Origin of the sequence: Pseudomonas sp. 14P_8.1_Bac3 (assembly GCF_025466085.1) — a bacterium.
GTDB lineage: Bacteria > Pseudomonadota > Gammaproteobacteria > Pseudomonadales > Pseudomonadaceae > Aquipseudomonas.
This window is the reverse complement of the sequence record NZ_JANLOD010000006.1, coordinates 15,550-41,576: the sequence shown is the minus strand read 5'-3', so window position 1 is coordinate 41,576 and position 26,027 is coordinate 15,550. Positions and strand designations below refer to the sequence as shown.

The following is a 26,027-nucleotide window of genomic DNA, read 5'->3' as shown; positions in this document are numbered from 1 at the left end:
ACGGAAGACTCATCACTGATGCAGTCCGCCAGAATTTCAATCCCGCGTAATGAACTCCCCTGGATATCGGGTAGGCTGGTGCGATGTATCATCAGCAATACGCATCGATTCCATCGCCCCCAAAAAGAGATCCAGCGTGGTCACATTCAACTTTTTCTTGAACAGCATAGGCTTGGATGTATCCAGGGTCCGTCTCGTTCGGCATCAGGACCAACGCGCATCGCGTGGTAAAACACCCTACGACCTGTGGGTCGCTGGCGACGGCCGATTCGAGGCGTACCAATCGATCCAATCAAGGGACGTTTTCAGCAATGCCGACTGGGTGGCAGCGTTTGTCGCCACACCGCTTAACGAAACGCTGTTCGTGGGCCTTTATCGGGTTGTCGGTGAGTCCACCGTGCCGGTAGGAACGAAAGACCCGGTGTCAGGTGAGGATGTCAGCGGATGGCTCCTGTACGGCATGCAGCCCGATGACCGCCTCTGCGATTATATCGGGCGGCTGGTGATTGAATGGGGACTCGGTTTGCGCACTTGGGTGCAGCGTGCTGACAACCAGGATAAAAAAGTGCTGGAGATGCGCCGAGTGGCTATCGAGCCACCCTTTCCGGGGTTCGGCTCGTTTCGCTGGCCGATGCGTGAAATGAGTTCGATCCCTTTCTCCTGGCGCACAGCGCTCTCAGTGGTTCGGGGTGTGTACGCGTTGACGTGCCTTAAAACCGGTCGACTCTATGTCGGCTCTGCTTATGGCTCGGACGGTTTCTGGGGGCGCTGGCAGGAATATTTTGCGACCGGCCATGGCGGAAATATTGGACTGAAGGCGCTGGAGGAACACGAGTTTCAAGTGGCAATACTGGAGGTGTCTTCATCCGCGGCGGGACCGACCGAGATCATCGTCAGGGAAGGGGAGTGGAAGGAGAAGCTGCTGACGCGGCAGTTTGGATTCAACATCAATTAATCGCAGGTGCTGGGTCGCCCGGATCGCATTGATGCCAAGTGCCGAGCGCTGGACCCTCACAGTGCGATCGATCGGGAACTCCATTGTTTGGCGAATGCAAACAGTCATTTAGCGAACTGCTCGTTTATCCGCGACCGGCGGAAATCCTACAGTGGCCGCCTTCGCCAACACTTTTGAAGGAATGCCCTGATGACTATTCGCGACGTTGTTACGCCACCTGACCGCCACGCCTTGTACGAGCTGCACCGCTATTCCCCTGCAATCCGTGCCAACGGCTTGCTGTTCGTGTCGGGCCAGGTCGGCAGCCGGCCCGATGGCTCGCCCGAGCCGGAACTCGATGACCAGGTGCGCCTCGCGTTCCAGAACCTCAACGCTATCCTCGCCGCAGCCGATTGCAGCTTCAGCGATGTCATCGACGTGACCGTGTTCATGGTCGACCCGCACACCCACTTCGAACGCGCCTGGGCTGTAGCGGCGGAATATTGGGGCGAAGCGCCGTATCCCACTGCCACCGCCATCGGTGTCACCTGGCTGTCCGGATTCCAGTTCGAAATCAAGGTGATTGCCAAGTTACCGGAAGTTGCATGAGCCTGAGACCGCCAGGTAACAGGCAACGATGAAGGCGGGCACTACCAGCGCCCGTTTGAAGAGCCTTGAGCGGTGCCTGGCCGAAGCGCCGAATTTACAAGCTATCTGCTTTATCGCCAGATGACGGCGCGAGAAACGCCGTTATCAGCGACGTAACCTGCTGTTGAATCACCTCACGCGGGCGAGCGCTGTCGCCATCCCGGCAAATGATGCCGTCGCCCGGCACATCCTCTTCGAGCATGACCTCCGCGCCAGGTTTGCACCGTGACAGGAAGCTGAAGTGGCTCGCGTCGCTGATTTCGACGTAACGGCTTGACCCCGCAGGCAGGCGCTTGGCCAGGTCGGCGGACTCCAACTCAGCGGGAAGTTCGCGCGACGGAGCGCCAGCCGCGATCACCAGCGTCGGGATCGGCAGGGCCGCCAGGCTTTCATCGGTGAGGCCCCGAGAAAGGCCCAGGTCCAATGAAACCACTGCCGTGACGCGTTTATCGCGCAAGTCGGCGGCCAACGCGGTTTTCGATGCCGAGGTGCTGGCGGGGTTTATCTTTTCATAAACGCTGCAGCTTGATAGTTGCGGGTGGGCTTTGCAGTCCTGGGCGAAGCGGTCGGGATCGAAACGAGCACCCGCGATTTCCAGTGCGGTCCAGCCGCCGAGTGAATGGCCCACGACTGCAATGCTGTCGTTGGCGACCACGCCGAATTTTTCAGCGTGAGCCATGACATTATCGATGGCCCGGCGCACATCATCGGCCCGCAGCCATAACTGCGCCGCTGCTTGAGGGCTGCGGTCATGCGTGGTGGTGCCAGGGTGATTGATTGCGGCGACGATATAGCCCTTGTGAGCCAGCGCGCTGGCGAGCCAGATCTGGTTGCTCCAGTTACCCCTGTACCCGTGGGAGAGCACCAGCAGTGGATGCTTGCCGGCAGCGGGCGGCGCGTCACGGACGGCAGGTGCACCGACAAACACCGCATCATCGCCGATCAATTGCGCGGCGGCGGTCGTTGCACTGGGGTACCAGACGACCATCTCCAGTGCGCGGTCATTGTGCGGGTCCGCCAGCGTGGAGGCGTGAAAGCCGACAGGATTTTCGTCTGCGACGGCCAGGGTAGCCAGGCAGGTCAATAGCAGGGCGCCAAACGCTATTTTCAACATCGTATCTTCCTTGATTGGATAGTGCCGCCAGGCGTACTGAGTCGGCGCTAACGTGGCTGCGGGCAAGCACCGGCATTAAACCCGGACCTGACCGCCCCGTATAACTTTTGTCGCTAAGCCTGATTATGAGGCGGTGGATGTCCGCTTTGGCCGATGGTCGCCTTTCGCAAATTGCTGCAACGGCCCGAAGCGGTCACTCGCTGGAGTCGCCAGCACTCTGTCGCAGCGCTTGCAGCAACTGTCGTACAACGAGGGCTTCGACGGCGCCTTCACTGGCGCCGGTCTCAAAAACAGCGCAACACGCCGAGGCTTCGGCGTCGCCGATTCGGTAAACGGCAATGACACTTCCAGGCCCGCAGCCCGTGTGTCCACATAGGGTCCATCCACCTTCAATTGAGCCCTGCATGACACCGAGGCCATATCCCGGTGCTACCCACGGGCGTCCGGGGAGGGGGCCGCCCAATGCTCGCGCCGTCTGCAGTTGCTGAAGCAACGCCGTGGGCAGAAGGTCCCCGGCGAGCAGTCGATCCAGGAATAACGCCGCTTGCGATATCGGGCCAATGAGCAAGCCATGATAGACCCAGGCGGGATCATAACCCGACGTCCTTCCAAGGTAAGTCTGTTGCAAATCTGCTCGCGTTTTAGCGAAACGCACACTCGAAAGGCCCAAGGGGCTCAGCGCACGACGGCTGGTTGCCTCTTCAAGCGCCAGCCCAGTGACTCGCTCAATAAGCTGGCCGATGAGCAAGTAGCCGACATTCGAGTAACGCCAGCCGGTTCCTGGACTGTAGCGAAGTCGAGTGCCTTCAAGGCGCTGCATCATTTCCGTGACTGGCCAGGCTGTCTCATCGTTCGCCACGGCGGCGTGATAGTCGGCAAGTTCTGCATAATCGCCTAAACCAGCCTCATGTCGCAGTAGCTGGCGTAGCGTGTAAGGTTGGCCAAATAACGGGGTGTCCAACCCGACCAGTCCATCACGCACCAACGACAGTGCAGTCACGGCCAGTACTGTTTTAGTGAAGCTCCACCATGGGACGATCGGTTCTGCCGGGGCAGGCGTGAGTAACTGACCGTTTGAAACGAGTGAGCTCAGCAGAGTCTTCCCCAACACGTTCATTCCTGCTCCAGCGCCTCGGCCAGCCCCTGATCCTCACCCAGGAATCCGCCGCTCTGATGCTGCCAGAGCCGCGCATAGACGCCGTTCCTGGCGAGCAATTCGGCGTGGGTGCCCTGTTCGATGATGCGTCCATCATCCATGACGACCAGTCGATCCATCGCCGCAATCGTCGACAGCCGATGGGCAATGGCGATCACGGTCTTGCCCTTCATCATTTCATCGAGGCTTTCCTGAATGGCCACTTCGACTTCCGAGTCCAATGCGCTGGTGGCTTCGTCAAGCAGCAGGATCGGCGCGTTCTTGAGCATCACCCGGGCAATCGCGACCCGTTGGCGCTGGCCACCCGACAGCTTGATGCCGCGCTCCCCCACAAGCGTGTCGTAACCGGTATGGCCGTGGCGATCGCTCAGTTGACTGATGAACCCATCGGCCTGGGCATTGGCCGCGGCGCGGCGAACTTGTTCGTCGCTCGCATCGGGGCGGCCATAGGCGATGTTGTCGCGAATGGAGCGGTGCAGCAGGGACGTATCCTGGGTGACCATGCCGATGGCGCCGCGCAGGCTGTCTTGCGTCACGTTCGCAATGTCTTGCCCGTCAATGCGAATCTGCCCGCTGTCGACATCATAGAAGCGCAACAGCAGGTTGATGAGCGTTGATTTGCCCGCGCCGGAGCGACCCACCAGGCCGATTTTTTCGCCGGGACGAATGTTCAGGCTCAAACCGTCGAGCACCTGGCGCTCGCCGCTGTAATTGAAGCTCACGTTGTCGAAGGTGACCGCGCCGCCGGAGGTGACGAGCACGCCCGCGTCCGGCGCATCCTGCACCTTGGGGCCGCGGGTGAGGGTGGCCATGCCATCCTGCACCGTGCCGATGCTCTCGAACAGCGAGGTCATCTGCCACATGATCCAGTGCGACATGCCGTTGATGCGCAGCGCCATGGCGGTAATCGCCGCCACGGCCCCCGTGCCGACTTCGCCCAGGTGCCACAACCACAGCGCATAACCGCCCGCTGCCATGATCAGCCCCACCACCAATGCCTGGTTGACGATTTCGAACTGGCTGACCAGGCGCATCTGGCGAAAGCCGGTCTGCTTGAAATCCTCCATGGCCGCGCGCGCGAAGTGCGCCTCGCGATTGGAATGGGAAAACAGCTTCACGGTCGTGATGTTGGTGTAGGCATCGGAGATACGTCCGGTCATCGAGGAGCGCGCGTTGGCCTGTTCCTGACCGACTTTCCCCAAGCGGGGCACGAAGTACACCATGGCCAGCGCGAACAGCACGATCCAGGCCACGAAAGGCAGCATCAGTTTCAGCGCGAAGCCGCCGGCCAGTGCGATGAGCGCAATGAAATACACACCGATGCCAGGAGCGATCTCGATCAGGGTGAACAGCACGTCGCGCACGGCCAGCGCAGTCTGCATCACTTTGGTGGTCACCCGGCCGGAAAACTCATCGGAAAAGAACGAAAGGCTTTGCCGTAGCATCAGGCGGTGGAAGTCCCAGCGCAGCCGCAATGGCAGATTGATCGCCAATATCTGGTGCTGCACCATTGTGCGCAATGCCACCAGCCCGATACTGGCCACCATGACGATGCCCATGCCCCACAACACCCGACTTTCCTGTGCCGCCGCATCGCCGCCGGCCTGCCAGGTCGAGAGCAGATCCACGACCTGACCGAGGAAAGAAAACAGCCAGGCTTCATAGATCGACACCGCGGCACTGAGCAGCGCAAACGCAAGAATGTAACCGCGCGCTCCCCGCGTACACGCCCACAGAAACCGAGCCAGGCCTGCGGGTGGCGGCGCGACCTCGTCGGGCGGGAAGGGGTCGAGTCGTTGTTCAAATATGCGAAGCATGGCGTCACCAAAACGGTCAAGTTAGGGGGATTCTGCCATTTAAAGGAGGCTTTGCGGGTTCTGTGGGGTGGAGGGTAGGGCTCCAGCGCCCGATTTGACGTACACTCGCACGCAAAAATGAAGCGGGTCAGGGCAGTTACCAGTGTTAGAAAATACGGACGTTTCAGCGGTTGCTGACAGAGTCAAGTTGAAAAATGACTCGCTGACAAAGGTCGGAAGCAGGCCCGGTGTTCAGGTTTCTCCCGGCGCAACCTCCTCTCTTGCATATCGAGCCGACATCGATGGCTTGAGAGCGGTTGCCGTCCTGTTGGTACTGATCTTCCATGGCGGACTGTCTTTGTTTCCGTCCGGATTTATTGGTGTCGACATTTTTTTTGTGATCTCGGGCTACCTGACCACCTCGATCATTCTGAAATCAATCGAAAAAAACTCATTCACCTTTGCCGGTTTTTACTCGCGTCGCATCTGGCGCCTGCAGCCTGCGATGATTGCCTTGATGCTGGTGACATTGGCACTGGCGGCATTCTTCTACCTGCCGCAGGACTTCATTCAATTCCTGAAAAGCGAGCGCTACACCTCGCTGTTCCTCTCAAACCAGTATTTCGAACGCTCCACGACCGCTTATGCCGCTGACGATACGTCGAGCCTCCTGCTGCTGCACACCTGGTCGTTGGCTATTGAATGGCAGTGGTATTTGGTGCTGCCGCTAGGCGTGTGGCTGCTGCGGCGCTACTGCCCGCCAACGGCATTCAAAGCCGTCGTGCTGTGCCTGACGTTAGGGGCGACCGCGTTGTCGCTGTACCTGTCGAGCAAGTTCCCGGACAAAAGCTACTACTTCTTCACCGCGAGGATTTTCGAACTGCTGATCGGGTCGTGCGCCGTGATATTCAGCGCTGACAAGCTCAAGCTCAATTCAATCTGGAACCATATCCTTGGGGTCGCTGCGGTCATTGCGCTGTTTTACTGCGCTACCCGTGAACAGATCCTGCTGGGTTTCCCGGATTACCACGCCGTTGTCGTCTGCTTGGCCACGGCACTGTTGCTCTGGCGCAATGGTTCTGAAGCGAGCATGACCGCCAAGGTGCTTTCTTTTCCACCGCTGGTGTACATCGGCACCATCTCGTATTCGCTGTACATCTGGCACTGGCCCGTCCTCGCAACCAGCAGCTACCTGGGCTTTAAACACAGCACGGCGCTGACCGTCGCCTATTTCGTTTTGACCTTTGCGTTGGCCGCGCTTTCGTATGTCACGATCGAGCGCAAGTTTAGAAAGCCCAAGCTTGGTTTGAAGATGACCCTCGGTTTGCTGATCGGGCTACCCGCCATTGCGCTGTCCGCGCTTTATTCCTTGAGTGTTTCCAAGGGGGGATGGCCGCAGCGTTTTGGATCAGACATGGCGGAGGTCTTCGACAAGCTCCAGGCGATGACCCCTCCAGCGCGTTCGGAATGTTTGGGGGGCGCCAGCAAGGACGCTGACACGCGTTGCGTCCTCGGGGCGCCTCACGCGAAAGCTCAAGCCCTCCTGATGGGCGATTCGTTCTCCAACCAATATTGGGGCTTCGTCGACACCTTGGCGAAGGACGCGAACATTTCGGTACTTGCCAGAAGTTATTCGGCCTGCCTGGCCCTGCCAGATATTTATTTGTACGACTGGAGTAAATCCAAAGGCGCTGTTTACAAGAAGTGTCACGACAACGTGGCGAGCTACTACGAACTGATCAAGAAGAATCACTACAAATTCGTGCTGATCGGGCAAATCTGGGACAGTTACGCCGACGCTTCCATCTTGACCCGCCCCGAAGATCCCCGCGGTCCTGAGCTGTCTCATCAACGTTTTGAATTCGCGATTCGCCACGCATTGAATGCCATCGAAGCCTCAGGTGCCGTACCGATATTCCTCAAAGCCATGTACCCGATGCCGCCGGGCGTCAACGAGTGCTTGTTGCAGCGCTATGTGATGCGAGGACAGCTGGGCAGCATCGAGCGCAGTGAGTCTTGCAAGACGGTGGCCCGAGAAGACTTGGAGAACCCTTGGATCAATTCAGTGTTCGCTCAGCTAAAAGTTGAATACCCGAACCTCGTTCTGATCGATCCCAAGGATATTCAGTGCGACGGCGGAGCTTGTGAGACCACGGTGGATGGCATTCCGCTGTATCGCGACATTGGGCACATGACCGATTACGCGTCGTACAAGTTTGGCGAGACTTATCTGAGCAGGTTCGGGAACCCGATGAGAGTGGCTCAGTAGTCGCTGGGCAGAACTCACACCAAGGCCGGCGAACATTTCCGCCGGGAAGAATGGTCAACCGCGTGGTGAAAGGGGCTGCATCGTCCGGCACTTGGGGTAGGTGCTGCATCCCCAAAACTGCTGGCCCATTCTGCTACCGGTTTTGTAGGCTCGTACCACCAGCGCACTGCCGCAGCGCGGGCAGAGCCGCGAGGCTGAGGGGTCATCGCGTTGTTTCAGACGTTGCACATGCTCACGCCGCGTCGCGAGCGTCGGCGCCAGGCGACCTGCTTGCAAGGTGTCCAGCATGGCCGTTACCTGCGCTTCGCTGAAAACCGGTTGCTGGAAAGACTTGATGTAGCGAACCAAACCCATGCCCTGGGTGACATTGGCGGGCATCTCGGTCTTGAACGTGCTCCCGCCGACGAACGCGATCACCGAATGCACGTGCTCAGGCTCGATCTCCAGCACGGCTTGCAGCGCTTTCAGGTGCTTGTAGTTTTGGTGGTTCGGGTTCTGGAATTTGAATCGTTTTTTGTAAATCTGCTGCGTCCATTGCGCCTGTTTTTCACCGCCGAAGATCCAGCCGCCCATGTTCTTTGTCTCCAGCACGAAGACGCCGAAGGGCGAGACGAAGACGTGATCGATTTGGGTGGTGCCGTCTGGGGTGATCAGGGTTACGTCGTGCAGGCGACGGTAGATTTTACGATCCAGGAGCAAGTGGGCGAAGAAACGGACGAGTTGCTCGCCGATCCAGCCTTTGAACAGACGGGGTTTCAATAGGGACATGACCAGCATCAGCGGCAGTAGCCAGATCAGCATGTGAAATAACGGCTGGAGGGCGAGGGTGGCGTTCACGTGGCATTCCTTTGCGAGCAAGTAAGGTCAGGTGGGGGCGTTTCTTCGTGAAATGCCTTCACATTTCTGATTGTCGCCAAAGCCGCGGTTTTAAAGGGCTCTGGTGGTTTTTTTTTGGAAAGAAACGTCAATGAGTCTTCACATTTTTTCCGTCGCGTTGTAGGAAAAATCTGTACGTCAACGTCGGTGCGTATCCAGTCGAAATGTCAGAGCGAAAACGGGTAACCCTCTTGGCTTACAGGCTATCCTCCGAGTTACTCACGATTGCTTTCCATTAGCCACTGCATATCAGGGATCGGCACCCATGTTGGACATATTCATCGAAGTCGCTTTCCGAGGCGTCTGCTTTCCCTTTGGTTGGCCGGTCGTGAAGCTGGCCACGCTGGGAAGGTACCCGTCGAGCGGCGCATGGCTGGCTCACACTCCCGAAGCCGAGTGGACCTGTGCGGCAGGGTTGGTGGTGCTGGCCGTAGCCGGGATGTTCCTGATGGGCCAGTTCATGATTGACTAGCCAGTCGTCTTTACTGCCTAGCGAGCAGCGCCAAGCGTGCTTCCCGATTTATTTTGCCCGAAGAGTCATGTCGCATGACATCTATACGGGCTACTGCGAGCCGTCGCGATTTCATTGGCTCCAGCGGCGCGGGAATTGCGATGTCATGGGGCGCGCTGCGGGACGACGGGCATTCAACCGCTGGCACGCGGAGAATTAGCAATCGGAGTCGTTTGCCTGCTGAGTCTTACCGATATGACCGATTTTCCCGTATGCGGGGGTGGAGAGATCGGTTGCCATCGACCACTTCCTGCCGTTCGCCAGATCCATGCAGCGGTCACTTGACCGGCTGGTCCACTACGACATCTGCCCGACGGTCAACGCACGGGTATCGGCCTTTACAGTCATTGGGCCTATCGGGGCCCTTGGGTAGTAATTGATTTCCTGCAGGCGCAACCAAAGAGGCTGTTGCCTGATTGTCTAGGTCATACGCTCGATGGAACGAGTCAACGCTTTTGACGCCAACTGTGTGCAAGAACAGCAAGTCGACAACGCCGCCTCCGTCGCCATAGTTTTTCATTGCAACGAACGCCGGGCCGAAATTTAACAACGTCGAAGTCTGCATAGCTTGACCCAACAGCGGCGCGCGAACCTCCATTGAAACATCCGTCGCTGTGCGTTATTGGCGGCCCTCCTTGACCGTCGGGTATCGGGGACAATCCTTCTGGTTGTGCCCCTCACGGAGTCTGTCCTTGACGTGCGATCTCTCGACAACTAGCTTTAATCGACAACAGTTGAGTCGGTTCAAGGAGCACTCCTCTTGAAAATACAACCCGGCACCTGCACGTGTAGATCTCCTGCCTCAGACTCGGGGCCGACGACTGAGTCTAACCATGTTCGTACGGGAAGCTCGCACCCCCACCAGATCACATTAGAAATAGAAATCTTCATGGGGAAAAAAACATGATTGCAATCGACTTCGAAATGGGCGAGCGAGCAGCGCTGGACGAATTAGCAGAAAAGTATCCAGACGAGATTTCGATAATCGATGGACGCGCCATTGATGGGGCGATGACGCATTGGACGCTTGTGATTTCGGCGGCCGGCATCGCAATACCTGTAATTAAAAGTATCATCGTGGAGATTATCAAATCTAAGAAACACAAAAGCGTAACTTACAAGGGTGTTAAAATTAAGGGGTATTCGGAAGATGAAGTGAAGCGCATCCTGGCTGCAATCAACGAACATCAAAGCTAAATATGAACATTGATGATTATATAGTCGCAACGAGGCAGATCAACAATGACGTGTCTGAGTCCTTAGCTCAAGCGTATCTCGATATATATGTCGAGATCTTAAAGGGATTCTCTTTCAATGAATTTGATTTTCCAGAGTTACTAGTTGTAAACACCTTAAACAAGCAGACGCAATTGGTTTCTTTCAAAAACTCCAAAATTCTGATCTGCGATCAATACCTAGGGCAAACGATCAACGAGCTGTCGAGAATTTTCTATTCTGCAGAGTCTCCGGAAGATGCAAAATCGATGGTTTTTCGTATCATGTCAGAAACGGCGTCTTATTGCGGCGAGAACGAGGTGGCGGTGACGCTTGCATGTTTATATTCAACTGCCCACCATCGATCGCACGGATATAAAAGCAACGAAACAATCGAGTTGCGGGCCAAACGATTGCTTTCCGTTCACGTTCAAGAAGCTTTCATCATTGCGCATGAACTGTCACATCTCAGCTGGGCTTTATCAAACATTGATAAAACCGCGATCGACTGGTTACTCGATTTTGTGCTCCAAGTTAGCGATATCGACGTCGAGAAGGTACTTGAACAGTATCTTGACGATCTATCATTTCAGTACCACGGAAACCCTGTTCCTCACGCGCACAATATAAAAACTGATGAGGATCGCCTTCGCGATGTAAAAATGAGAGAACGGCTCCGCAATGAAATTATTGAATCTCATGAGCGTACAGTCGAATTGCATTGCGAACTTTCAAAAAACGACCATTTCAGAGAGGAGATTTATGCTGACTGGCAAGCGGCGCAGACATGTCTTGAACTTTTTTCCGACACGATGCCGGCTGACGATTTAATTATTGCCGTCCATTTGGCGATGGAAAATATCACCACAATTTCTTTCATTGTGAGCGAGACTTACTCGCTTCTAAATCTACAGATTGAATATGACTCTCGTGCAGTCGGAGCGCGGAAGCGGGCATTACGTAGATCATTGGAGCAATGGGTTTCTGAACATGTTCCCAGTATGCAAGATGGTTGCTTGAAATTCCTGGCGGACAGCAACGCACGTTATATGAATCTCGTCCGAGATCCGATGACGGTCACTATTGCGTCAGATTTGATTTCTTTTGGATTATTAGATGAAGCAATTGTTAAATCTATGTATGGAGACATTATCGAAGCGATCCCCAATGCGTCGGACCCTCAATTTATTATTAAAAATCGACCATTCAAATAAAATAATTGCAAGCAATTTCCTTGCTTTTGGTGGCCAACTCGTCGCTTTGCCAATAGTAACCACTGAGCGGCCGCTTTGTTTTGGAAGGCACCGTTCGATAAGCTTAGTACCCATCGGCCGATCTGGGTCGATTAGCGACGTCCAAGCAATGCGACTGATCCACCCTTGTCCTTCTTCAACCCGGAGGACAAGCCATGAGCACTATCGCTTTACATCGCCATCAGCCTTGGAACAAGGGAAAGCTTGGAGGGCAGAAAGCCCCGCTTCGAGTGAGAGATATCTGGCCCATTTGGGTCAGGCTTCAGCTCGCGGAGTAAACACGGGATCTGGCCCTCTTCAACTTGGCCATCGACAGCAAACCGCGTGCCTGTGAATTAACCAAGCTACGAGTACGTGACATTGCGCATGGGGAGCATGTTTCGTCACGGGCCATCGTGGTGCAGCAGAAAACTCAACATCCAGTGCAGTTTGAAATTACTGAGCAAATACGAACAGTTCTGGAGGCTTGGATGCGCCAGGCGCATCTTCGCAGTGAGGACTTTCTGTTCCCGACGCGATTACATGACTCAGATCATCTCTCCACCAGGCAATACGCTCGAATAGTTAAAGCATGGGTAACAGCCATCGGACTTGACCCGACGATGTACGGTACCCAGACGCTACAGCGAACCAAGGTTTCGTTGATCTATCGCAGGACCAAGAACTTGAGGGCAGTTCAACTCTTGCTTGGTCATACGAAACTCGAAAGGACGGTCAGGTACTTGGGTATCGAGGTAGACGATGCTCTAGAAATGGCAGAGCAGACAGACGTGTAATTATCCACTGCGACGGTCTGCGCCAGACCGTCGCTCTCCGACCCAAAGGTGATGGTTAGTTTTTGCAAATACTCGCTGGTCCTTGGCATCTGGCTGCCTGGGATAGTGACCCAGCATGTGGCTATTAGAGGTACTCCGCACAAATCTCCCTCAATCGAGCCTGCTTTCGCGCATCGGCTGATGATCAAGACGCTTCTCGTGCCCTCGACTCGCTTGAAAGGTTTGCGGCTCAACAGGGCCAGGCGCGTTGGCCGTACGCTTAAATTTGGTCGGAAAACTATTGATTAAGGTAATTGGCGGTAGAGCGATCAACATTTTTGAGCGGCAGCCTATTCAGCGGAGGTGATCGAGACTTCAGCTATTCCTGCTACGCTTCGATCTAGCGGTCGGTAAGCCACTGCCTCGGGAGGCACCATGATGAACGGCAATGTTCTTATGTGTTTTACACTACTAACAGCAAGTTCAACAGTATTAGCTAATGAAATAGATTTAACTCAAGCACTGAATGACTCTTTGTTCAACGTTATTGGTGAATTACCAATGCCTGGCTCCGATGGGTCAATGCGATGCTTGAAAAATGGTGATATAGCGGGACCACAACTCCTCAATGCCATATTCAAATGTGACTTGAAATTCAATAATGTGCGAAGTATTTCAGTGGACAGCAGCTACTCAGATCCGATCCCGGCGGCAATTCCTACTACAATTACTCGAGCAATACGCCAGTATGTGAACTGCGGCCCTGAGCCAACGAAAATACAGGACACAATTTCTGTGTCTACGTCTGAAGGTATAGCTATTACCAAATCTACAGATATTACTGAGGGAACCAGTGCAACGCTTACATCTTCGATACAGGTGCCTGTGAAAGCGGTACAATTTTCAATGTCGAGACAAGAAAATACGAACTTTAGTATCCGCAGTTCTGAATCACAGAGCAATAATCTTCAAACAGTCGTAACCACAACTCAGGCAATTTCCTTTGATCTGCCCCCTATGCACACGCACCAGGTCATCTTGGAACGCGAGGTGTCGAACGCGTTTATTCGGTTCGATGGAATTGTTACATTAGATGCAGATATCAATTTTACGGCGTTAAAGCGTGTTGATGGAAGTGCGGGGTCGCCGACTATCGCCGTAGGTAAGCTTTCAAAGCTTGTACCTAGCGAGCAAAGTCGAACGCTAAAGCTTTCGGGAGAAATATGGAATGCGAAGGGATTGAAGGATAACAGGAAGGACATTGTTACTGCCATTGCAGATCCAGCTAAGACATGCGTACAGCCGACAGAGGAGGTCTATTCCGATAAGGCCGGGATTATGGCTAAGCTTCTAGTGGAACAAGATAAAATATTGATGAAGGATGCTATTACTGTATTTGATGTCCAAAGCACGTTTCCATTGATTAACGGCATGTCTATCACTACGTCTAACTCCGTTGCAAACGTTGAGGTTAGAGCACAGTCTCAAGGCCCGGGATTTTGTGGTGTGTCGATAAATGGGGGTATAGGGACCGCTAATTTTCTTGCACCGCCTTACACGTGGTCACCCTGGACTACATTATTTTCACATATTGGCTCAGTGAGTACGACTGTAAACACCAACGTTGAATGTGATACAGGAGCGTTGTTTGAGATAAGGTACTACCAATGATTTTAAAAGTTTTTTTGTTGATAGCTTCTGTATGTACTCCGGGAAAATATCGCTCCATGAATGACCGCTTTTGGCCGAAAGCGGACAGATTAATAGCAGACTGTAAAGTCTCGAATCTCCATGCCGACAGATAAAAAAACGGGCGCCTAGCGCCCGTTTTCATTTATTCCTTCACTTGCCCACGCAACCGTCGCCCTACCACATCCATCAAATCGCACCCATCCCGCAAGGGTATGGCCAGCAACTGACAAAAGTCCTTCAACACCACCGTGTCGCAACCCAGCTCTGCCCGATAGGCAATATTTTCCAGCACCTGCGTCACCGTCCGAATTCGGGAGTCGGCTGCGGCTTGCAGAACGTCGAGTGGGGCTTGGGTATCAATAAGCAGGGAAGCCGGGATCAGGTCGATTCCGGTGAGGGGCATGTATCTTTCCATGGTTGAAGCCTCGTTTAGTTTGTTGAGACGGCCAACAATTCGTCGCCAAACGAAGAGGGGGGCAGTTGTGCGCAGGTTGGCGAACCGGAAACGAGTAACCGGCAGACCCGAAGGTCTCCCGCGCACAACCGCCATAGTACAGCGGTTTTGCAGATGCGTTGATGCCTGCAAATGAGCAGGCGCCCTCGCACTCGTATAACAGGTCGCCAAACCTGGCCGCCATGTGGGCGACGGGCCAAACTATAAGCCCCACCAACACATCCAGGAAGGGTGGCGAATTCCGAGTTTTTTGTAGGAACTTTAATGCCGTCCTAGGACCTACACGCCAGGTCGTGGGAAACTTTGATACCGCCTCTGACATTCCTTTCACGTTGTTTCTCGCCGCTACCGCTATCCTCTAGAATCCCAACCCCGCAGCCGAGCTGGACATCCACCGAATGCAAACCCCAACCACCCAACATCCCCTCTGGAAAACCTACCTGCTTTTCCTCGCCCCGATGGTCCTGTCGAATTTCCTGCAATCCATGTCAGGCACCGTCAACAGCATCTACATCGGCCAAATGCTCGGTACCCAAGCCTTGGCCGCCGTGTCGGGCATGTTTCCCATCGTGTTTTTTTTCATCGCCCTGGTCATCGGCCTTGGCGCGGGGGCGGGTGTGCTCATCGGCCAGGCGTGGGGCGCGCGGGAGCCGCATCTGGTGAAGACCATCGCTGGCACGACCTTGCTGTTGGGCGCGATCATCGGGCTGGTCGCCGCGATCCTCGGAAGCGTGTTCGCGCGGCCAGCCTTGCAGGGGTTGGGCACGCCGGCGGATGTGCTGGACGACGCGGTGGCGTATGCCCACGTGATGATGTGGATCATGCCGTCGTTGCTGGTGTACGTGCTGTTCACGCAGTTGCTGCGCGGGGTGAGCGATACGGTGTCGCCGCTGGTGGCGTTGATCGTGTCGACGTGTATCGGGTTGGCGCTGACGCCGGCGTTGATTCGGGGGTGGCTCGGGTTGCCGATGATGGGGATTCAGAGTGCGGCGTATGCGGGGTTGGCGGGGAACCTGTCGGCGATGGGGTGGCTGGCGTGGCGCTTGATTCGGCGCGGGCATCCGTTGGCGCCGGATCGGGAAATGTTTGCGGCGATGCGCCTGGATCGGGTGATTCTCGGCAAGGTGTTGCGCATCGGTTTGCCGACCGGGTTGCAGATGGTGGTGCTGTCGCTGTCGGAACTGGTGATTCTGGCGCTGGTGAACCAGCACGGTTCGCAGGCGACGGCGGCGTATGGGGCAGTAACGCAGATCGTCAATTACGTGCAGTTTCCAGCGTTGTCGATTGCGATCACCGCGTCAATTCTCGGCGCCCAGGCGATTGGCGCGGCGCGGGTTGAGCGGATCGGGCCGATTCTGCGCACGGGGTTGTTGATCAACGTGTGCCTCACAGGTGGCCTGGTGTTGTTGGGCTATTTGCTGTCGCACTGGTTGCTGGGCTTGTTCCTCACCGAGGACGCCACGCGGGCGATGGCGGAGCACTTGCTGCACATCATGCTCTGGAGCCTGTTGGTGTTCGGCTTCCAGGCCATCGTCGGCGGGATCATGCGCGCCAGCGGTGCGGTGCTGGTGCCGATGGCGATTTCGATTGTCTGCGTGCTCGGGGTGCAGTTGCCGGTGGCGTATGTGCTGGACGGGCAGTTCGGCTTGCAGGGTGTGTGGATGGCGTTTCCGGTGGCGTATCTGGGGATGCTGGTGTTGCAGACGCTGTATTACAAACTGGTGTGGAAGCATCAGAAGATTGAGCGGTTGGTGTAGGCGGGCAGGGATGCGCCTGGCGTGCCATCGGTTTGATTCACAAGTGATCGCATGCGGTGCGCACTGTGGCAAAAACGCCGGATCTTTGCTTTAGTCCACCTGTGGCGGGCCTGTGTGCGCACGCCCGGAGACTCCCATGAATCCTCGATTGTCGCGTTCCGTCACCTGGGTTGCCGCGCTCAGCTTTGGCGTGATGTCGTGCGCCCATGCCGTCGAATACAAGCAGGTCAACGCGACCGCCAGCACCTTGTCCTTTACTTACAACCAGTTCAGTTCGCGGGTCTACGGGACGTTCAGCCGGTTCGAGGGCGCGCTGGATTTCGACACGGAAAATCCCACGGCCGCCCACGCCGCGCTGACGATCCAGCTCGACAGCATCGATGCCGGCAGCAGTGACGCCAACGAAGAATTGAAAAAACCGGCCTGGTTCGACACGGTCCATTCACCCGTGGCCACGTTTGAGTCGACCGCGGTGAAAGCCTTGGGTGAAAACCGCTATTCGATCACCGGCAACCTCACGCTCCGGGGCATCACTCACGTGGTCGACGTGCCGGTGCTGCTGAAAGCCGAGAGCGGCATCGGCATCTTCGATGGCCAACTGATCCTCAAACGCAGCGACTTCAAGATCGGCGAAGGTGAGTTCGCGGACACGGTGGTGTCGGACGATATCAACATCCGCTTCCGCATGGTCGCGCCGGCGCAGTAGCGTTCAATTTGCGGTTTTTCGTCGCTTGCCCTGCCAAGGTTTTGCTGTCATCGTTCGCGCTACTGGTAATCTTTCTTATTTGAGAAATTTTTGCGTATGCGCGATTTTTCCGTGGCGGATGACGACTTCAGCCGTCGTCAGCGGACTTTCACCGACCTCTACAGCCACCACCATTCCTGGCTGCACGGCTGGCTGCGCAGAAAGCTCGGCTGCTCGCATCGCGCGGCGGACCTGGCCCATGACGCGTTCATTCGCGTGCTCACCCTCGCTGACCCTCATTCCATCAAGGAGCCTCGAGCGTTTCTGGCAACGATGGCCGGGCGCTTGCTGATCGATGGCGCCCGGCGTCGGCGCATCGAGCAGGCGTACCTCGAAGCTTTGGCAATCCAGGCGCACGACGCCGGCATGCCGGACCCTGAAGCGATTCATGTGGCGCTGGAGGCCCTGGAAAAAATCGCCGTGATGCTCGCCGGGTTGCCGGCGAAATCCCGTGAGGCGTTTCTGCTCAGTCGGCTCGACGGCCTGACGTACAGCGAGATCGCCATCGAACTGAACGTCTCTGCCAGCACAGTCAAGAACTACGTCGCCAGCGCGCTCGTGCATTGCTACCACACCTTGTACGGCGCGGAGCAGCCGTGAGCGCGATCGATCAACCGTCAGAACAAATGATCAGCGCGGCGGCGTATTGGCTGACGCTGTTGCACGATGATGATCTGTCGACCGACGCCGACCGCCAGGCCTTCAACGTCTGGCGCGAAGCCGATCCGCGTCACGCAATCGCGGTGGAGCGCATGCGCGGGGTGTGGGGCAGTCTCGACGAGCTTCCGGCGGCGCCCGCGCGGGTTGCCCTCAAGCAGGCGTTTGCGCGGTCGGGGCCTTCGGTTTCGGGGCGCAGCGCCCAGGTCGTTGCGCTGCTGGGCGTGTTGTTCTGTGGCTGGATCGGCCTGGACAACATGCCGGTGTGGCTCGCCGATCAACGCACCGGCGTGGGGGAGCGGCGCGAGGTGGCGCTGTCGGACGGCAGCCATATTCAGCTCAACAGCGGTTCGGCGCTGGACGTGAAGTTCGACGGGCAGCAGCGGGTCATCGAATTGCTGGCCGGCGAGATGTGGGTCGACGTGGCCAAGGACGCCAAGCGGCCGTTTGTGGTGCGCACCGATCAAGGCACCGCGACGGCGTTGGGTACGCGGTATCTGGTGAAGCGTGAGGCGGACGGCTCGACGGTGGTCAGCGTGCTGGAGTCGGTGGTGGCCGCCAAACCTGACGGTGGTGAAACCGTGAACGTAGCGGCGGGGCAGCGGACCGTCCTCCGGAATGGCCGCGTGCAAACGCCGCAGCCAATCGGCAACGCCAATCCGGACGCCTGGACCCGAGGCCTGCTCAAGGTTGATGACCGTCCTTTGAGCGAAGTACTCCAGGCCCTCGCCAGTTATCGCCGAGGCATGGTGCGTTTCGACGAGAGGGCGCTGCAAGGGCTGCGGGTGTCCGGCGTGTTCCGCCTGGACGACACCGATGCAGCACTGGCGACGCTGGCGGACAACCTGCCGATCCAGGTCGAGCACTTCACCGACTTTCTGGTCACCGTCAAACCTCGATAACCCCTCAAAACCCCTGTAGGAGCAAGCTCGCTCCTACAGGGGCTGCAGGCGTTGTCAGAAATTTATTAATGCAAATCGCTCGCATTCCTTGTCTGTTTTTCCGACATGGCCGTCATGGTTAGTAACGCCTTCCCTTTCGCAGGATTTCCCATGTCACGCTTTGCTCGTCCCTTGCACCCACTGGCGCTTTCAGTGGCGATGGCTTTTGTCGCGGCGCCGCTGTTGGCGGCTGACCCCTCGCTTGCGGGTACACACACCAGCGCAGTGCGCAGTTTTTCGATTCCCGCCGGGGATTTGAGCCAGGCGCTGAACAGCCTGGCCGAGCAGGCGGACCTGGTGTTGGCGTTCGATCCGGCCTTGACCCGCGGCAAACGCAGCGACGGTGTGAGCGGATCATTGAGCATCGGCGCTGCGCTCGCGCAGTTGCTGCAAGGCAGCGGCCTGAACGCCATCGCGCTGTCGGACACGCGCTACCGCATCGAGCCGGCACCGGCAGCGGTCGAAGGTTCGCTGGAGTTGCAAGCCACCAACATCAGCGGTGCCTACGCCAGCGAAAGCCCGACCGGCCCGGTGGCGGGTTACGTCGCGACACGCTCATTGTCAGCGACCAAAACCGACACGCCGCTGAACGAAACACCGCAATCGATTTCCGTGGTCACCAAGGACCAGATGCGTGCCCAGGGTGCCGAGAGCCTCAACCAGATTCTGCGTTACACCGCTGCGGTGGTGCCGGAATCCCGTGGCTCCACCGCCTCGCGCCTGGACCAGATGACCATTCGCGGCTTTTCCCCGGCGGTGTACCTGGACGGCCTGCGCATGCCCGCTAGCCGTGATGCCTCGCCGCAAAAGGATTCGTTCGACCTCGAACGCGTGGACATCCTGCGGGGCCCGTCGTCCGTGTTGTACGGCCAGGCCAGCCCCAGCGGCGTGGTGAACATGGTGAGCAAGCGGCCGCTGGACACGCCGTTCCATGAAATCGGGGTCGAGTACGGCACCTTCAACAAAAAGCGCACGACCTTCGATCTGAGCGGCCCGATCGACGATGAAGGGGTTTACTCCTACCGCCTCGCCGGCCTGTACGACGATGCCGACGGTCAACTGGAACACACCGAGACTCGCCGTCAGGCGATCTCGTCGGCGTTCACTTTCCGTCCGAGCGAAGACACCTCGTTGACCTTGCTCGGGCATTTCCAGAAAGACCCGAAAGCCGCGTCGTACGGGTCGATGCCGGCCTGGGGTTCGGTGCTGGACAGCCCGATCGGCCGTGATATCGACGTCGATTTCTATGACGGCGACAAGGATTTCGAGAAGAGCGACCGGCAATATTTCTCCATCGGTTACCTGTTCGAGCATCACCTCAACGACGTCTGGACCCTGCGTCAGAACGCGCGTTATCTGCGCAGCGAAGGCGTGTATCGCAGCCTCTACAGCAGCAACCTGCGCGCCGACTATCGCACCTTGAATCGCTCGACCATTGCTACCGATGTCGATCTGGATTCCTACGCGCTGGACAACCAGGCGCAGGCCAGATTCGACACCGGGCCGGTGCAGCACACCGTGCTGTTTGGCGGCGATTACCAGAACACCAGCACCGATACCAAATCCGGGTTCGGCGTCGGTCCGATCCAGGACATTTTCGAGCCGGTGTATGGCGTTCCGGTGGTCACGCCAGCATTCACCTCCGATGCGACGCAGCGCAATCAGCAGAAGGGCGTGTACTTCCAGGACCAGCTCAAGTGGGACCAGTGGGTGTTGCTGCTGGGTGGGCGGTATGACTGGGCGACCAACGAAAACAGCACGTTGAACCTGCGTAACCAGGTCAAGAGCAAAAGCTCGCTGGACAGCGAGGCGTTCACCGGTCGCGTGGGCCTGGTCTATCTGTTCGATAACGGGCTGTCGCCTTACGTCAGCTATTCGGAGTCGTTCGAGCCGCAGTCGGGCACCGGCTATGGCGGCTCGGTGTTCAAACCGACCGAGGGCCAGCAGTACGAGGTGGGGATCAAGTACCAGCCACCGGGCAGCAACAGCTTTATCACGGCGTCGGTTTTCGACCTGCGCCAGAGCAACGTACCGACGCTTGATCCGGACCCGACGCATCTGTGCGGCACCGGCCGTTGCCAGGAACAGAGCGGCGAAGTGCGCTCCCGTGGTTTCGAACTCGAGGGCAAGGCCAGTCTCAACGACAACCTCGATATCACCGCCGCGTATGCCTACCTGGACAACCGCATCACCCAGTCCAACAGCACCGTGAGCTACGCGCCGCTGACCGACATCGCCGTGGGCCCGGCCCTGCCGGCCAAAGGCACCACCACCTACGGCGTGCCGCGCCACACGGCGTCGGTCTGGGCCGACTACACCTTCCATGACGGCGTCGCCAAAGGCTTCGGTGTCGGCGGCGGGATGCGTTACGTCGGCTCGTCCTGGGGCGATACCGCCAACACGCTGAAGGTGCCGGGCTACACGCTGGTCGACGCGGCGGTGCACTACGACATCCCGAACATCAACAGCCTCAAGGACAACCTGCGCCTGGCGGTGAACGCCAGCAACCTCGCCAATAAAGAGTACGTCGCGTCCTGCTATTCCTACTCCTGGTGCTGGTACGGTGCCCAACGCACGGTTCAGGCGAGCGCGACCTACCAGTGGTAACCCACCGCGATTCTGTCGCACGACACAAAACCTGTAGGAGCGAGCACGCTCGCGATGGTCGTTAACGATAACGCGTGCTGCCTGGATGAACGCGTCGCCTTTGACACCATCGCCAGCATGCTGGCTCCTACGGATTTTGCGCGAGCCCCCCGATCCGTAGGAGCCGGCTTGCTGCGATGGCGTCCGCAAAATCGCCACCATCCCCAAACCCGACTCCAGAAGCAAGTTCTGATATTCCTAAAAGCTATAAATAGATAATTATATATTCCTTTTAATGTTTTCCCGCGAGGTGCACTTTAAACGCCTGCCCATCCAATCGGATGCGTTCGACATCACACAGGAAGCCTCAACATGACCATCAAAGCGATCAACGTCCGTAACCAGTTCAAGGGCGTCATCAAGGAAATCGTCGAAGGCGAGGTGGTTTCCGAAATCGACGTGCAAACCGCGTCCGGGATCGTCACCTCGGTGATCACCACCCGTTCCGTGCGTGACCTTGAATTGAAGATCGGCAGCGAAGTCATCGCGTTCGTGAAATCCACCGAGGTATCGATTGCGAAGCTCTGAATCGATTGAATGAGCGTTTCCAGAAAGCCCGGCCTTTTCAGGTTGGGCTTTTTCATGCCTTGGAATTCACTGATCTTTTTCGCAGTTGACCATCCACGCCACACCAAACCGATCGACCAGCATCCCGAAGCGCGCCGCCCAGAACGTGGCTTCCAGGGGCATTTGTACGCTGCCGTCTTCGGCCAGTGCGGTGAACACGCGCTCGGCCTCGGCAATGCTGTCGACATTCAGCGAGACGGAACATCCCGCCATGTCATCGGTAGGGCGGTCGGGTGTGGTGTCCGACCCCATGATTGCCTGATCGCCCACCGACAGGCGGGTGTGCATGATCAGGTTGTGCAGGTCGGCCGGGACGTGCTCGCGTGCCGGGCTTTCGCCGAACGTCATCATGGCGTCGAGCTGGCCTTGTAGGGCCTGGGCATAGAAGGTGAATGCGGCTTTGCAGTCGCCGTTGAAGATGAGGTAGGGATTGATTTTCATGGTTGACCCCCGTTGTTATGAGGAGGCAGAGGAAGGCGGGATTCACCTGCGGCTCTGCAATGGTCGGGCTCCATCAGCAAAGCGTTAGAGGGGGGAATGCGCAACATTCGTTTAGACATTTTTCCTATTGCGGCGACGCGGCTTATGGCTTCGCGCAACGACCCGGTCAGGCGACTGCCCGGGGCGCCGACGGGCGCAGCAAGCGCTCGATGGCGCCGGTCACCAGACTTTCCAGCATTTCATCGTGTACATGTTCGTCCAGCGCGTGGGATGCCAGCCAGCTCGGGGCGCTGTTGAGCAGGTTGCCGACGGCGTGCGCAGCGGCCCGTTGCGTCGGTTCGTCGAGGCGAGACTTGGTGCCGAGCATCTGCAGCAGCTTGCGCTCGTACTGCTCGCGCAAGTGGCGTACCCGTACCTGCTGATCGTCATTCAGGCAGCCGCTGTCGCGTTCCACCAGGCGAAAATGCCAGGGCATTTCCCGATGCAGATTCAAATGCGCGCGGATCAGGCTGTTGAGCCGGTCGCGTTTCGCCGGCGCCTGTTGCTCGATGCGCCCCAGGGTGGCTAACAACTCTTCGTAGAACTCCTCGATCAGGTCAAGCAGCAAGTGCTGTTTGCTGGGGTAATGGTGATACAGCGAGCCCGGGGCCAGTCCCAGGCACGTCGCGAGCTCGCGCATGCCAACCTGACCGAAACCCTTGCTGGCGAACAGCTCCAGCACCTTGTCCCGGTATTCGGCGAAACGTGAGCAGCGCTCAGGCATAGGCATGGAAGCCGCGCCCCGTTTTGCGTCCCAGGTAACCGGCGGCGACCATTTCCTTGAGCAGTGGCGCCGGGCGATATTTGCTGTCGTTAAAACCGTCGTAGAAAGCTTCAAGAATCGCCAGCACGGTGTCCAGGCCGATCAGGTCCGCCAACGCCAGCGGGCCGATGGGCTGGTTGCAACCCAGGCGCATGCCGGCGTCGATGTCCTCGGCGCTGGCCAGGCCTTCCTGGAACACCAGGATTGCTTCGTTGATCATCGGCACCAGAATCCGGTTGACAACGAACCCCGGGCGGTTGCCGGCGGTGATCGCGGTTTTGCCCAAAGTGGTGGCCATGTCCAGCGCCAGGGCGTGGGTTGCGTCACTGGTTTGCAGGCCACGGATCACTTCGATCAGGCCCATCACCGGCACCGGGTTGAAGAAGTGCAGGCCGATGAACCGCTCAGGCTGGCTGACGCTGGCGGCCAGTTGGGTAATCGACAGCGACGAGGTGTTGGAGGCGATCACACAGTCGGCGCTGACTTGCGCGGCGATCTGCTGCAGCACGCGCAGCTTGAGGTCGAGGTTTTCGGTGGCGGCTTCGATCACCAGTTGCACGGTCTGCAAGCTGCCGTAATCGGTGCTGGTGCGGATCTTGTCGAGGGTGGCGAGTTTTTGCGCTTCGGTCAGGGTGCCCTTGGCCACTTGCCGATCGAGATTCTTGCTGACAGTCGCCAGGGCTTTTTGCAGGGCGCTCTCGGAGATGTCGATCAAAGTCACGTTGAAGCCGGCCTGGGCGCAGACTTGCGCGATGCCGTTACCCATGGTGCCGGCGCCGATCACGCCCATGTGTTGCAGATTCATCTAGCCGTCCTTCCGATCAAACCACGCGATACCTTGGCCGACACAGCGACCGAAGGCGTACTATTGCCGCGAGTCTAGAACCGGCAGGGCGGTTGTCCTATGCCGAAACTGTTCAACGGTGCTGGTGTTTTTTGCCATTCGGGTGATGGGGAGTGAAGCGTTCAGATGCGGGAAAAGGACTCGGTGGCCGCCTACTTCGTGCAGGCGATGATCCATGGGCTGGGGAACGATCCGCAGCGACTGAAGGCGGCGCTGGAAGAGGCGGGTATCGACCCGGCGTTGATCGGGCAGCCCTCGGCGCGGGTGCCGGCCAGTACATTTGCGGCGCTGTGGCTGATTCAGATTCGCGAGCTGAACGACGAATTCTTCCGCCTCGATTCCCACGGCATGCTACCCGGCAGCTTTGCCCTGATCTGCCGCGCCCTGATTCAGGAACCCGACCTGCACAAGGCCATGCGCCAGTGCCTGAGCAACTTCGCCCTGTTCCTGCGTGACTTTCGCGGCACGCTGACGGTGCGCGGCAAACGTGCGGTCATTAGCCTGGAAACCCAGGCGCAAAACGAGGACCTCGCCCGTTTTGGCGAGGAAACGTTTCTGGTGCTGATGATCAGCCTGCTGTGCTGGCTGGGCGGGCGGCGCATCCCCATCGACCGAGCGGACTTTCGTCATGCGCGGGTGTCTCTCAGCGATGACCGTTTGCTTTGGGGGCCCAACCTGACTTTCGGCGCCGAGCGCACCGAAATCGAATTCGCCAGCCATTACCTGCGCCTACCGGTGGTTCAGGACCTTGCCTCGCTGAAAGTCTTCCTGCGCACCGCTCCGCAATGGCTGGTGATTCGCTTCCGCAACCAGCACGGTCTGGCGTCGCAGGTTCACCAACGCTTGCGCAGCAGTCATTACAGCCAGTGGCCGACTTTGCAGGCTTTCGCGCTGGAACAGCACCTCAGCCCCAGCACGTTTCGCCGTAAGCTGGAGCGGGAAGGATGTTCGTACCAGGAGATCAAGGACGAGGTACGGCGCGGCGTGGCGTTTGAACAGTTGCGCCAGAGCAAGGCCAGCATCGGTGATATCGCCGAGCAACTGGGGTTTCAGGAACCGAGCGCGTTTCATCGGGCGTTCAAGAAGTGGACGGGGGAGAGTCCGGGGCGGTATCGGGCGCGGTTTCAGGCGTAACGTGAGATTTTGATTCGAAGTTTGTCAGATTATTCGGTGCCACTTGCGGGAGAAAGCAACAAGGTTTTCCTCTGAAATTTTCTGTGACTACGAGGTGATTTAGCCCGCTGGCAGATGTTCTCGGGGTGCGGTATTTCTATTGGGAAAGCGTCGAATCAGGCACTGGAAACAGAATCATGGATGATCTGGTTAAAGAAATTATTCCGTTACTTCAATATTTAATCCCGGGTTCTTTGGCTGCCTGGATCTTTTACTCCGTCACCGCATTCAAGCGACCAGACACATTCGGGCAGATCGTCCGGGCGCTCATCTTTACGTTTGTGATTCAGTCACTGGTTGTCGGACTGGGCGCGTTGTTTCTGTTGATAGGCGAACGCTTTTATTCACTGGGTGTTTGGGACAGGAACTCAGAGGCCTTGCTCTCGGGAGTGATGGCGGTGTTGTTAGGATTTTTGTCCTGCTACATATCGAGCAGTGACAAGCTGCACGGCTTGCTCAGAAAAGTGAAGATAACCAGGCAAACCTCCTTTCCGAGCCAGTGGTACAGTGCTTTCTCAACAAGGCCAAGATTTGTCGTACTGCAATTGTTGGATAACAGGCGCTTGTATGGCTGGCCGAGCCGACAAGAGGGCAGTTTGTGATCGAGCATCCCAGTTGGCTCGACGTCGCGGGTAAGGAGTTTCAAATCGGCGCCGAGGCTATTGTTATCGATGCTTCGAGTGTTCAGTGGGTCGAATTTTCAGAGCAAAATGGTGATCAGTATGACGAGCAGAGCCCCTCAGGAAATGCCTCCTTGCTACAAGCCCACGTTTGATAGCAA

At 57.4% G+C, this 26,027-nt stretch carries 25 protein-coding genes; 17 read left to right on the top strand and 8 right to left on the bottom strand.

The window, feature by feature from the left end:
- Positions 1–136: 136 nt before the first annotated feature.
- On the top strand, positions 137–955 hold the full coding sequence (locus tag NTD84_RS01415; protein WP_262162968.1) for a GIY-YIG nuclease family protein: 819 nt from the start codon (positions 137–139) through the stop codon (positions 953–955).
- Positions 956–1,144: 189 nt separating this feature from the next.
- Positions 1,145–1,543 (top strand): RidA family protein, encoded by a 399-nt coding sequence (locus NTD84_RS01410; RefSeq protein WP_262162966.1) that lies wholly within the window; start codon positions 1,145–1,147, stop codon positions 1,541–1,543.
- A gap of 94 nt (positions 1,544–1,637) precedes the next feature.
- Here NTD84_RS01410 and NTD84_RS01405 read toward each other — a convergent pair whose 3' ends face one another.
- From NTD84_RS01405 to NTD84_RS01395, 3 genes are all read right to left on the bottom strand, one after another.
- Positions 1,638–2,693, bottom strand: coding sequence for an alpha/beta hydrolase family protein (locus tag NTD84_RS01405; RefSeq protein ID WP_262163265.1), 1,056 nt, complete (start codon positions 2,691–2,693; stop codon positions 1,638–1,640).
- A 196-nt stretch (positions 2,694–2,889) separates the two neighbouring features.
- The gene (locus NTD84_RS01400) at positions 2,890–3,792 is read right to left on the bottom strand and encodes a serine hydrolase domain-containing protein (RefSeq protein ID WP_262163264.1); all 903 of its coding nucleotides are present in this window, start codon (positions 3,790–3,792) and stop codon (positions 2,890–2,892) included.
- A gap of 17 nt (positions 3,793–3,809) precedes the next feature.
- Complete coding sequence (locus NTD84_RS01395) at positions 3,810–5,669, bottom strand: ABC transporter ATP-binding protein (protein ID WP_262162964.1); 1,860 nt, start codon at positions 5,667–5,669, stop codon at positions 3,810–3,812.
- A gap of 187 nt (positions 5,670–5,856) precedes the next feature.
- On the opposite strand from NTD84_RS01395, the gene NTD84_RS01390 reads away from it, so the two are divergent.
- A complete protein-coding gene (locus tag NTD84_RS01390) occupies positions 5,857–7,917 on the top strand; it encodes an acyltransferase family protein (RefSeq protein WP_262162962.1) in 2,061 nt (686 codons plus the stop codon).
- A gap of 54 nt (positions 7,918–7,971) precedes the next feature.
- On the opposite strand, the gene NTD84_RS01385 is transcribed toward NTD84_RS01390, so the two are convergent.
- Complete coding sequence (locus tag NTD84_RS01385; protein WP_410017320.1) at positions 7,972–8,754, bottom strand: NERD domain-containing protein; 783 nt, start codon at positions 8,752–8,754, stop codon at positions 7,972–7,974.
- Between the two features lie 304 nt (positions 8,755–9,058).
- Between NTD84_RS01385 and NTD84_RS01380 the strand changes: the two genes are divergently transcribed.
- The 5 genes from NTD84_RS01380 (at position 9,059) to NTD84_RS01360 (ending at position 14,198) form a co-directional block, all read left to right on the top strand.
- Positions 9,059–9,265: a hypothetical protein gene (locus tag NTD84_RS01380; RefSeq protein WP_262162960.1), complete on the top strand. Its 207-nt coding sequence runs from the start codon at positions 9,059–9,061 to the stop codon at positions 9,263–9,265.
- A 942-nt stretch (positions 9,266–10,207) separates the two neighbouring features.
- Positions 10,208–10,501: a hypothetical protein gene (locus NTD84_RS01375; RefSeq protein WP_262162958.1), complete on the top strand. Its 294-nt coding sequence runs from the start codon at positions 10,208–10,210 to the stop codon at positions 10,499–10,501.
- Between the two features lie 2 nt (positions 10,502–10,503).
- Complete coding sequence (locus NTD84_RS01370; protein WP_262162956.1) at positions 10,504–11,733, top strand: hypothetical protein; 1,230 nt, start codon at positions 10,504–10,506, stop codon at positions 11,731–11,733.
- A 326-nt stretch (positions 11,734–12,059) separates the two neighbouring features.
- Entirely contained in the window at positions 12,060–12,548 is a 489-nt protein-coding gene (locus NTD84_RS01365) for a tyrosine-type recombinase/integrase (RefSeq protein ID WP_262163260.1), read from the top strand.
- A gap of 414 nt (positions 12,549–12,962) precedes the next feature.
- The gene (locus tag NTD84_RS01360) at positions 12,963–14,198 is read left to right on the top strand and encodes a hypothetical protein (RefSeq protein WP_262162954.1); all 1,236 of its coding nucleotides are present in this window, start codon (positions 12,963–12,965) and stop codon (positions 14,196–14,198) included.
- Between the two features lie 163 nt (positions 14,199–14,361).
- Here NTD84_RS01360 and NTD84_RS01355 read toward each other — a convergent pair whose 3' ends face one another.
- Positions 14,362–14,634, bottom strand: a complete 273-nt coding sequence (locus NTD84_RS01355) for a hypothetical protein (protein ID WP_262162953.1) — start codon at positions 14,632–14,634, stop codon at positions 14,362–14,364.
- A gap of 437 nt (positions 14,635–15,071) precedes the next feature.
- On the opposite strand from NTD84_RS01355, the gene NTD84_RS01350 reads away from it, so the two are divergent.
- The 6 genes from NTD84_RS01350 to NTD84_RS01325 all read left to right on the top strand — a co-directional run bounded on the left by NTD84_RS01350 (position 15,072) and on the right by NTD84_RS01325 (position 21,947).
- The gene (locus tag NTD84_RS01350; protein WP_262162952.1) at positions 15,072–16,430 is read left to right on the top strand and encodes an MATE family efflux transporter; all 1,359 of its coding nucleotides are present in this window, start codon (positions 15,072–15,074) and stop codon (positions 16,428–16,430) included.
- Positions 16,431–16,566: 136 nt separating this feature from the next.
- The gene (locus NTD84_RS01345; RefSeq protein ID WP_262162950.1) at positions 16,567–17,136 is read left to right on the top strand and encodes a YceI family protein; all 570 of its coding nucleotides are present in this window, start codon (positions 16,567–16,569) and stop codon (positions 17,134–17,136) included.
- 96 nt (positions 17,137–17,232) lie between these two features.
- Positions 17,233–17,775 (top strand): sigma-70 family RNA polymerase sigma factor, encoded by a 543-nt coding sequence (locus NTD84_RS01340; RefSeq protein WP_262162949.1) that lies wholly within the window; start codon positions 17,233–17,235, stop codon positions 17,773–17,775.
- A gap of 26 nt (positions 17,776–17,801) precedes the next feature.
- Positions 17,802–18,734 (top strand): FecR family protein, encoded by a 933-nt coding sequence (locus tag NTD84_RS01335; protein ID WP_262163259.1) that lies wholly within the window; start codon positions 17,802–17,804, stop codon positions 18,732–18,734.
- A 150-nt stretch (positions 18,735–18,884) separates the two neighbouring features.
- Complete coding sequence (locus NTD84_RS01330; RefSeq protein ID WP_262162948.1) at positions 18,885–21,380, top strand: TonB-dependent siderophore receptor; 2,496 nt, start codon at positions 18,885–18,887, stop codon at positions 21,378–21,380.
- A gap of 351 nt (positions 21,381–21,731) precedes the next feature.
- A complete protein-coding gene (locus NTD84_RS01325) occupies positions 21,732–21,947 on the top strand; it encodes a molybdopterin-binding protein (protein ID WP_059404251.1) in 216 nt (71 codons plus the stop codon).
- 66 nt (positions 21,948–22,013) lie between these two features.
- On the opposite strand, the gene NTD84_RS01320 is transcribed toward NTD84_RS01325, so the two are convergent.
- From NTD84_RS01320 to NTD84_RS01310, 3 genes are all read right to left on the bottom strand, one after another.
- Entirely contained in the window at positions 22,014–22,427 is a 414-nt protein-coding gene (locus NTD84_RS01320) for a VOC family protein (protein WP_262162947.1), read from the bottom strand.
- Between the two features lie 166 nt (positions 22,428–22,593).
- The gene (locus tag NTD84_RS01315; RefSeq protein ID WP_262162946.1) at positions 22,594–23,196 is read right to left on the bottom strand and encodes a TetR/AcrR family transcriptional regulator; all 603 of its coding nucleotides are present in this window, start codon (positions 23,194–23,196) and stop codon (positions 22,594–22,596) included.
- Positions 23,183–24,034, bottom strand: coding sequence for a 3-hydroxybutyryl-CoA dehydrogenase (locus NTD84_RS01310; RefSeq protein WP_262162945.1), 852 nt, complete (start codon positions 24,032–24,034; stop codon positions 23,183–23,185). Before NTD84_RS01310 ends, NTD84_RS01315 begins: the two co-directional genes overlap by 14 nt.
- 165 nt (positions 24,035–24,199) lie before the next feature.
- Here NTD84_RS01310 and NTD84_RS01305 point away from each other — a divergent pair, with 165 nt between their 5' ends.
- The 3 genes from NTD84_RS01305 to NTD84_RS29870 all read left to right on the top strand — a co-directional run bounded on the left by NTD84_RS01305 (position 24,200) and on the right by NTD84_RS29870 (position 26,021).
- Positions 24,200–25,207, top strand: a complete 1,008-nt coding sequence (locus NTD84_RS01305; RefSeq protein ID WP_262162944.1) for an AraC family transcriptional regulator — start codon at positions 24,200–24,202, stop codon at positions 25,205–25,207.
- Positions 25,208–25,383: 176 nt separating this feature from the next.
- Positions 25,384–25,848 carry a DUF6338 family protein gene (locus NTD84_RS01300; protein WP_315975556.1) on the top strand — a complete coding sequence of 155 codons (465 nt, stop codon included), beginning with the start codon at positions 25,384–25,386 and terminating at the stop codon, positions 25,846–25,848.
- Positions 25,845–26,021, top strand: a complete 177-nt coding sequence (locus NTD84_RS29870) for a hypothetical protein (protein WP_315975555.1) — start codon at positions 25,845–25,847, stop codon at positions 26,019–26,021. The genes NTD84_RS01300 and NTD84_RS29870 overlap by 4 nt, the downstream gene beginning before the upstream one ends.
- Positions 26,022–26,027 lie beyond the last annotated feature (6 nt).

Excerpts from the sequence above, each read along its gene's own strand:
- NTD84_RS01410 (WP_262162966.1), top strand. The coding sequence starts at position 1,145 with ATGACTATTCGCGACGTTGTTACGCCACCTGACCGCCACGCCTTGTAC.
- NTD84_RS01395 (WP_262162964.1), bottom strand. The coding sequence starts at position 5,669 with ATGCTTCGCATATTTGAACAACGACTCGACCCCTTCCCGCCCGACGAG.
- NTD84_RS01380 (WP_262162960.1), top strand. The coding sequence starts at position 9,059 with ATGTTGGACATATTCATCGAAGTCGCTTTCCGAGGCGTCTGCTTTCCC.
- NTD84_RS01375 (WP_262162958.1), top strand. The coding sequence starts at position 10,208 with ATGATTGCAATCGACTTCGAAATGGGCGAGCGAGCAGCGCTGGACGAA.
- NTD84_RS01370 (WP_262162956.1), top strand. The coding sequence starts at position 10,504 with ATGAACATTGATGATTATATAGTCGCAACGAGGCAGATCAACAATGAC.
- NTD84_RS01360 (WP_262162954.1), top strand. The coding sequence starts at position 12,963 with ATGATGAACGGCAATGTTCTTATGTGTTTTACACTACTAACAGCAAGT.
- NTD84_RS01355 (WP_262162953.1), bottom strand. The coding sequence starts at position 14,634 with ATGGAAAGATACATGCCCCTCACCGGAATCGACCTGATCCCGGCTTCC.
- NTD84_RS01350 (WP_262162952.1), top strand. The coding sequence starts at position 15,072 with ATGCAAACCCCAACCACCCAACATCCCCTCTGGAAAACCTACCTGCTT.
- NTD84_RS01345 (WP_262162950.1), top strand. The coding sequence starts at position 16,567 with ATGAATCCTCGATTGTCGCGTTCCGTCACCTGGGTTGCCGCGCTCAGC.
- NTD84_RS01340 (WP_262162949.1), top strand. The coding sequence starts at position 17,233 with ATGCGCGATTTTTCCGTGGCGGATGACGACTTCAGCCGTCGTCAGCGG.
- NTD84_RS01335 (WP_262163259.1), top strand. The coding sequence starts at position 17,802 with ATGATCAGCGCGGCGGCGTATTGGCTGACGCTGTTGCACGATGATGAT.
- NTD84_RS01330 (WP_262162948.1), top strand. The coding sequence starts at position 18,885 with ATGTCACGCTTTGCTCGTCCCTTGCACCCACTGGCGCTTTCAGTGGCG.
- NTD84_RS01325 (WP_059404251.1), top strand. The coding sequence starts at position 21,732 with ATGACCATCAAAGCGATCAACGTCCGTAACCAGTTCAAGGGCGTCATC.
- NTD84_RS01320 (WP_262162947.1), bottom strand. The coding sequence starts at position 22,427 with ATGAAAATCAATCCCTACCTCATCTTCAACGGCGACTGCAAAGCCGCA.
- NTD84_RS01315 (WP_262162946.1), bottom strand. The coding sequence starts at position 23,196 with ATGCCTATGCCTGAGCGCTGCTCACGTTTCGCCGAATACCGGGACAAG.
- NTD84_RS01310 (WP_262162945.1), bottom strand. The coding sequence starts at position 24,034 with ATGAATCTGCAACACATGGGCGTGATCGGCGCCGGCACCATGGGTAAC.
- NTD84_RS01305 (WP_262162944.1), top strand. The coding sequence starts at position 24,200 with ATGCGGGAAAAGGACTCGGTGGCCGCCTACTTCGTGCAGGCGATGATC.
- NTD84_RS01300 (WP_315975556.1), top strand. The coding sequence starts at position 25,384 with ATGGATGATCTGGTTAAAGAAATTATTCCGTTACTTCAATATTTAATC.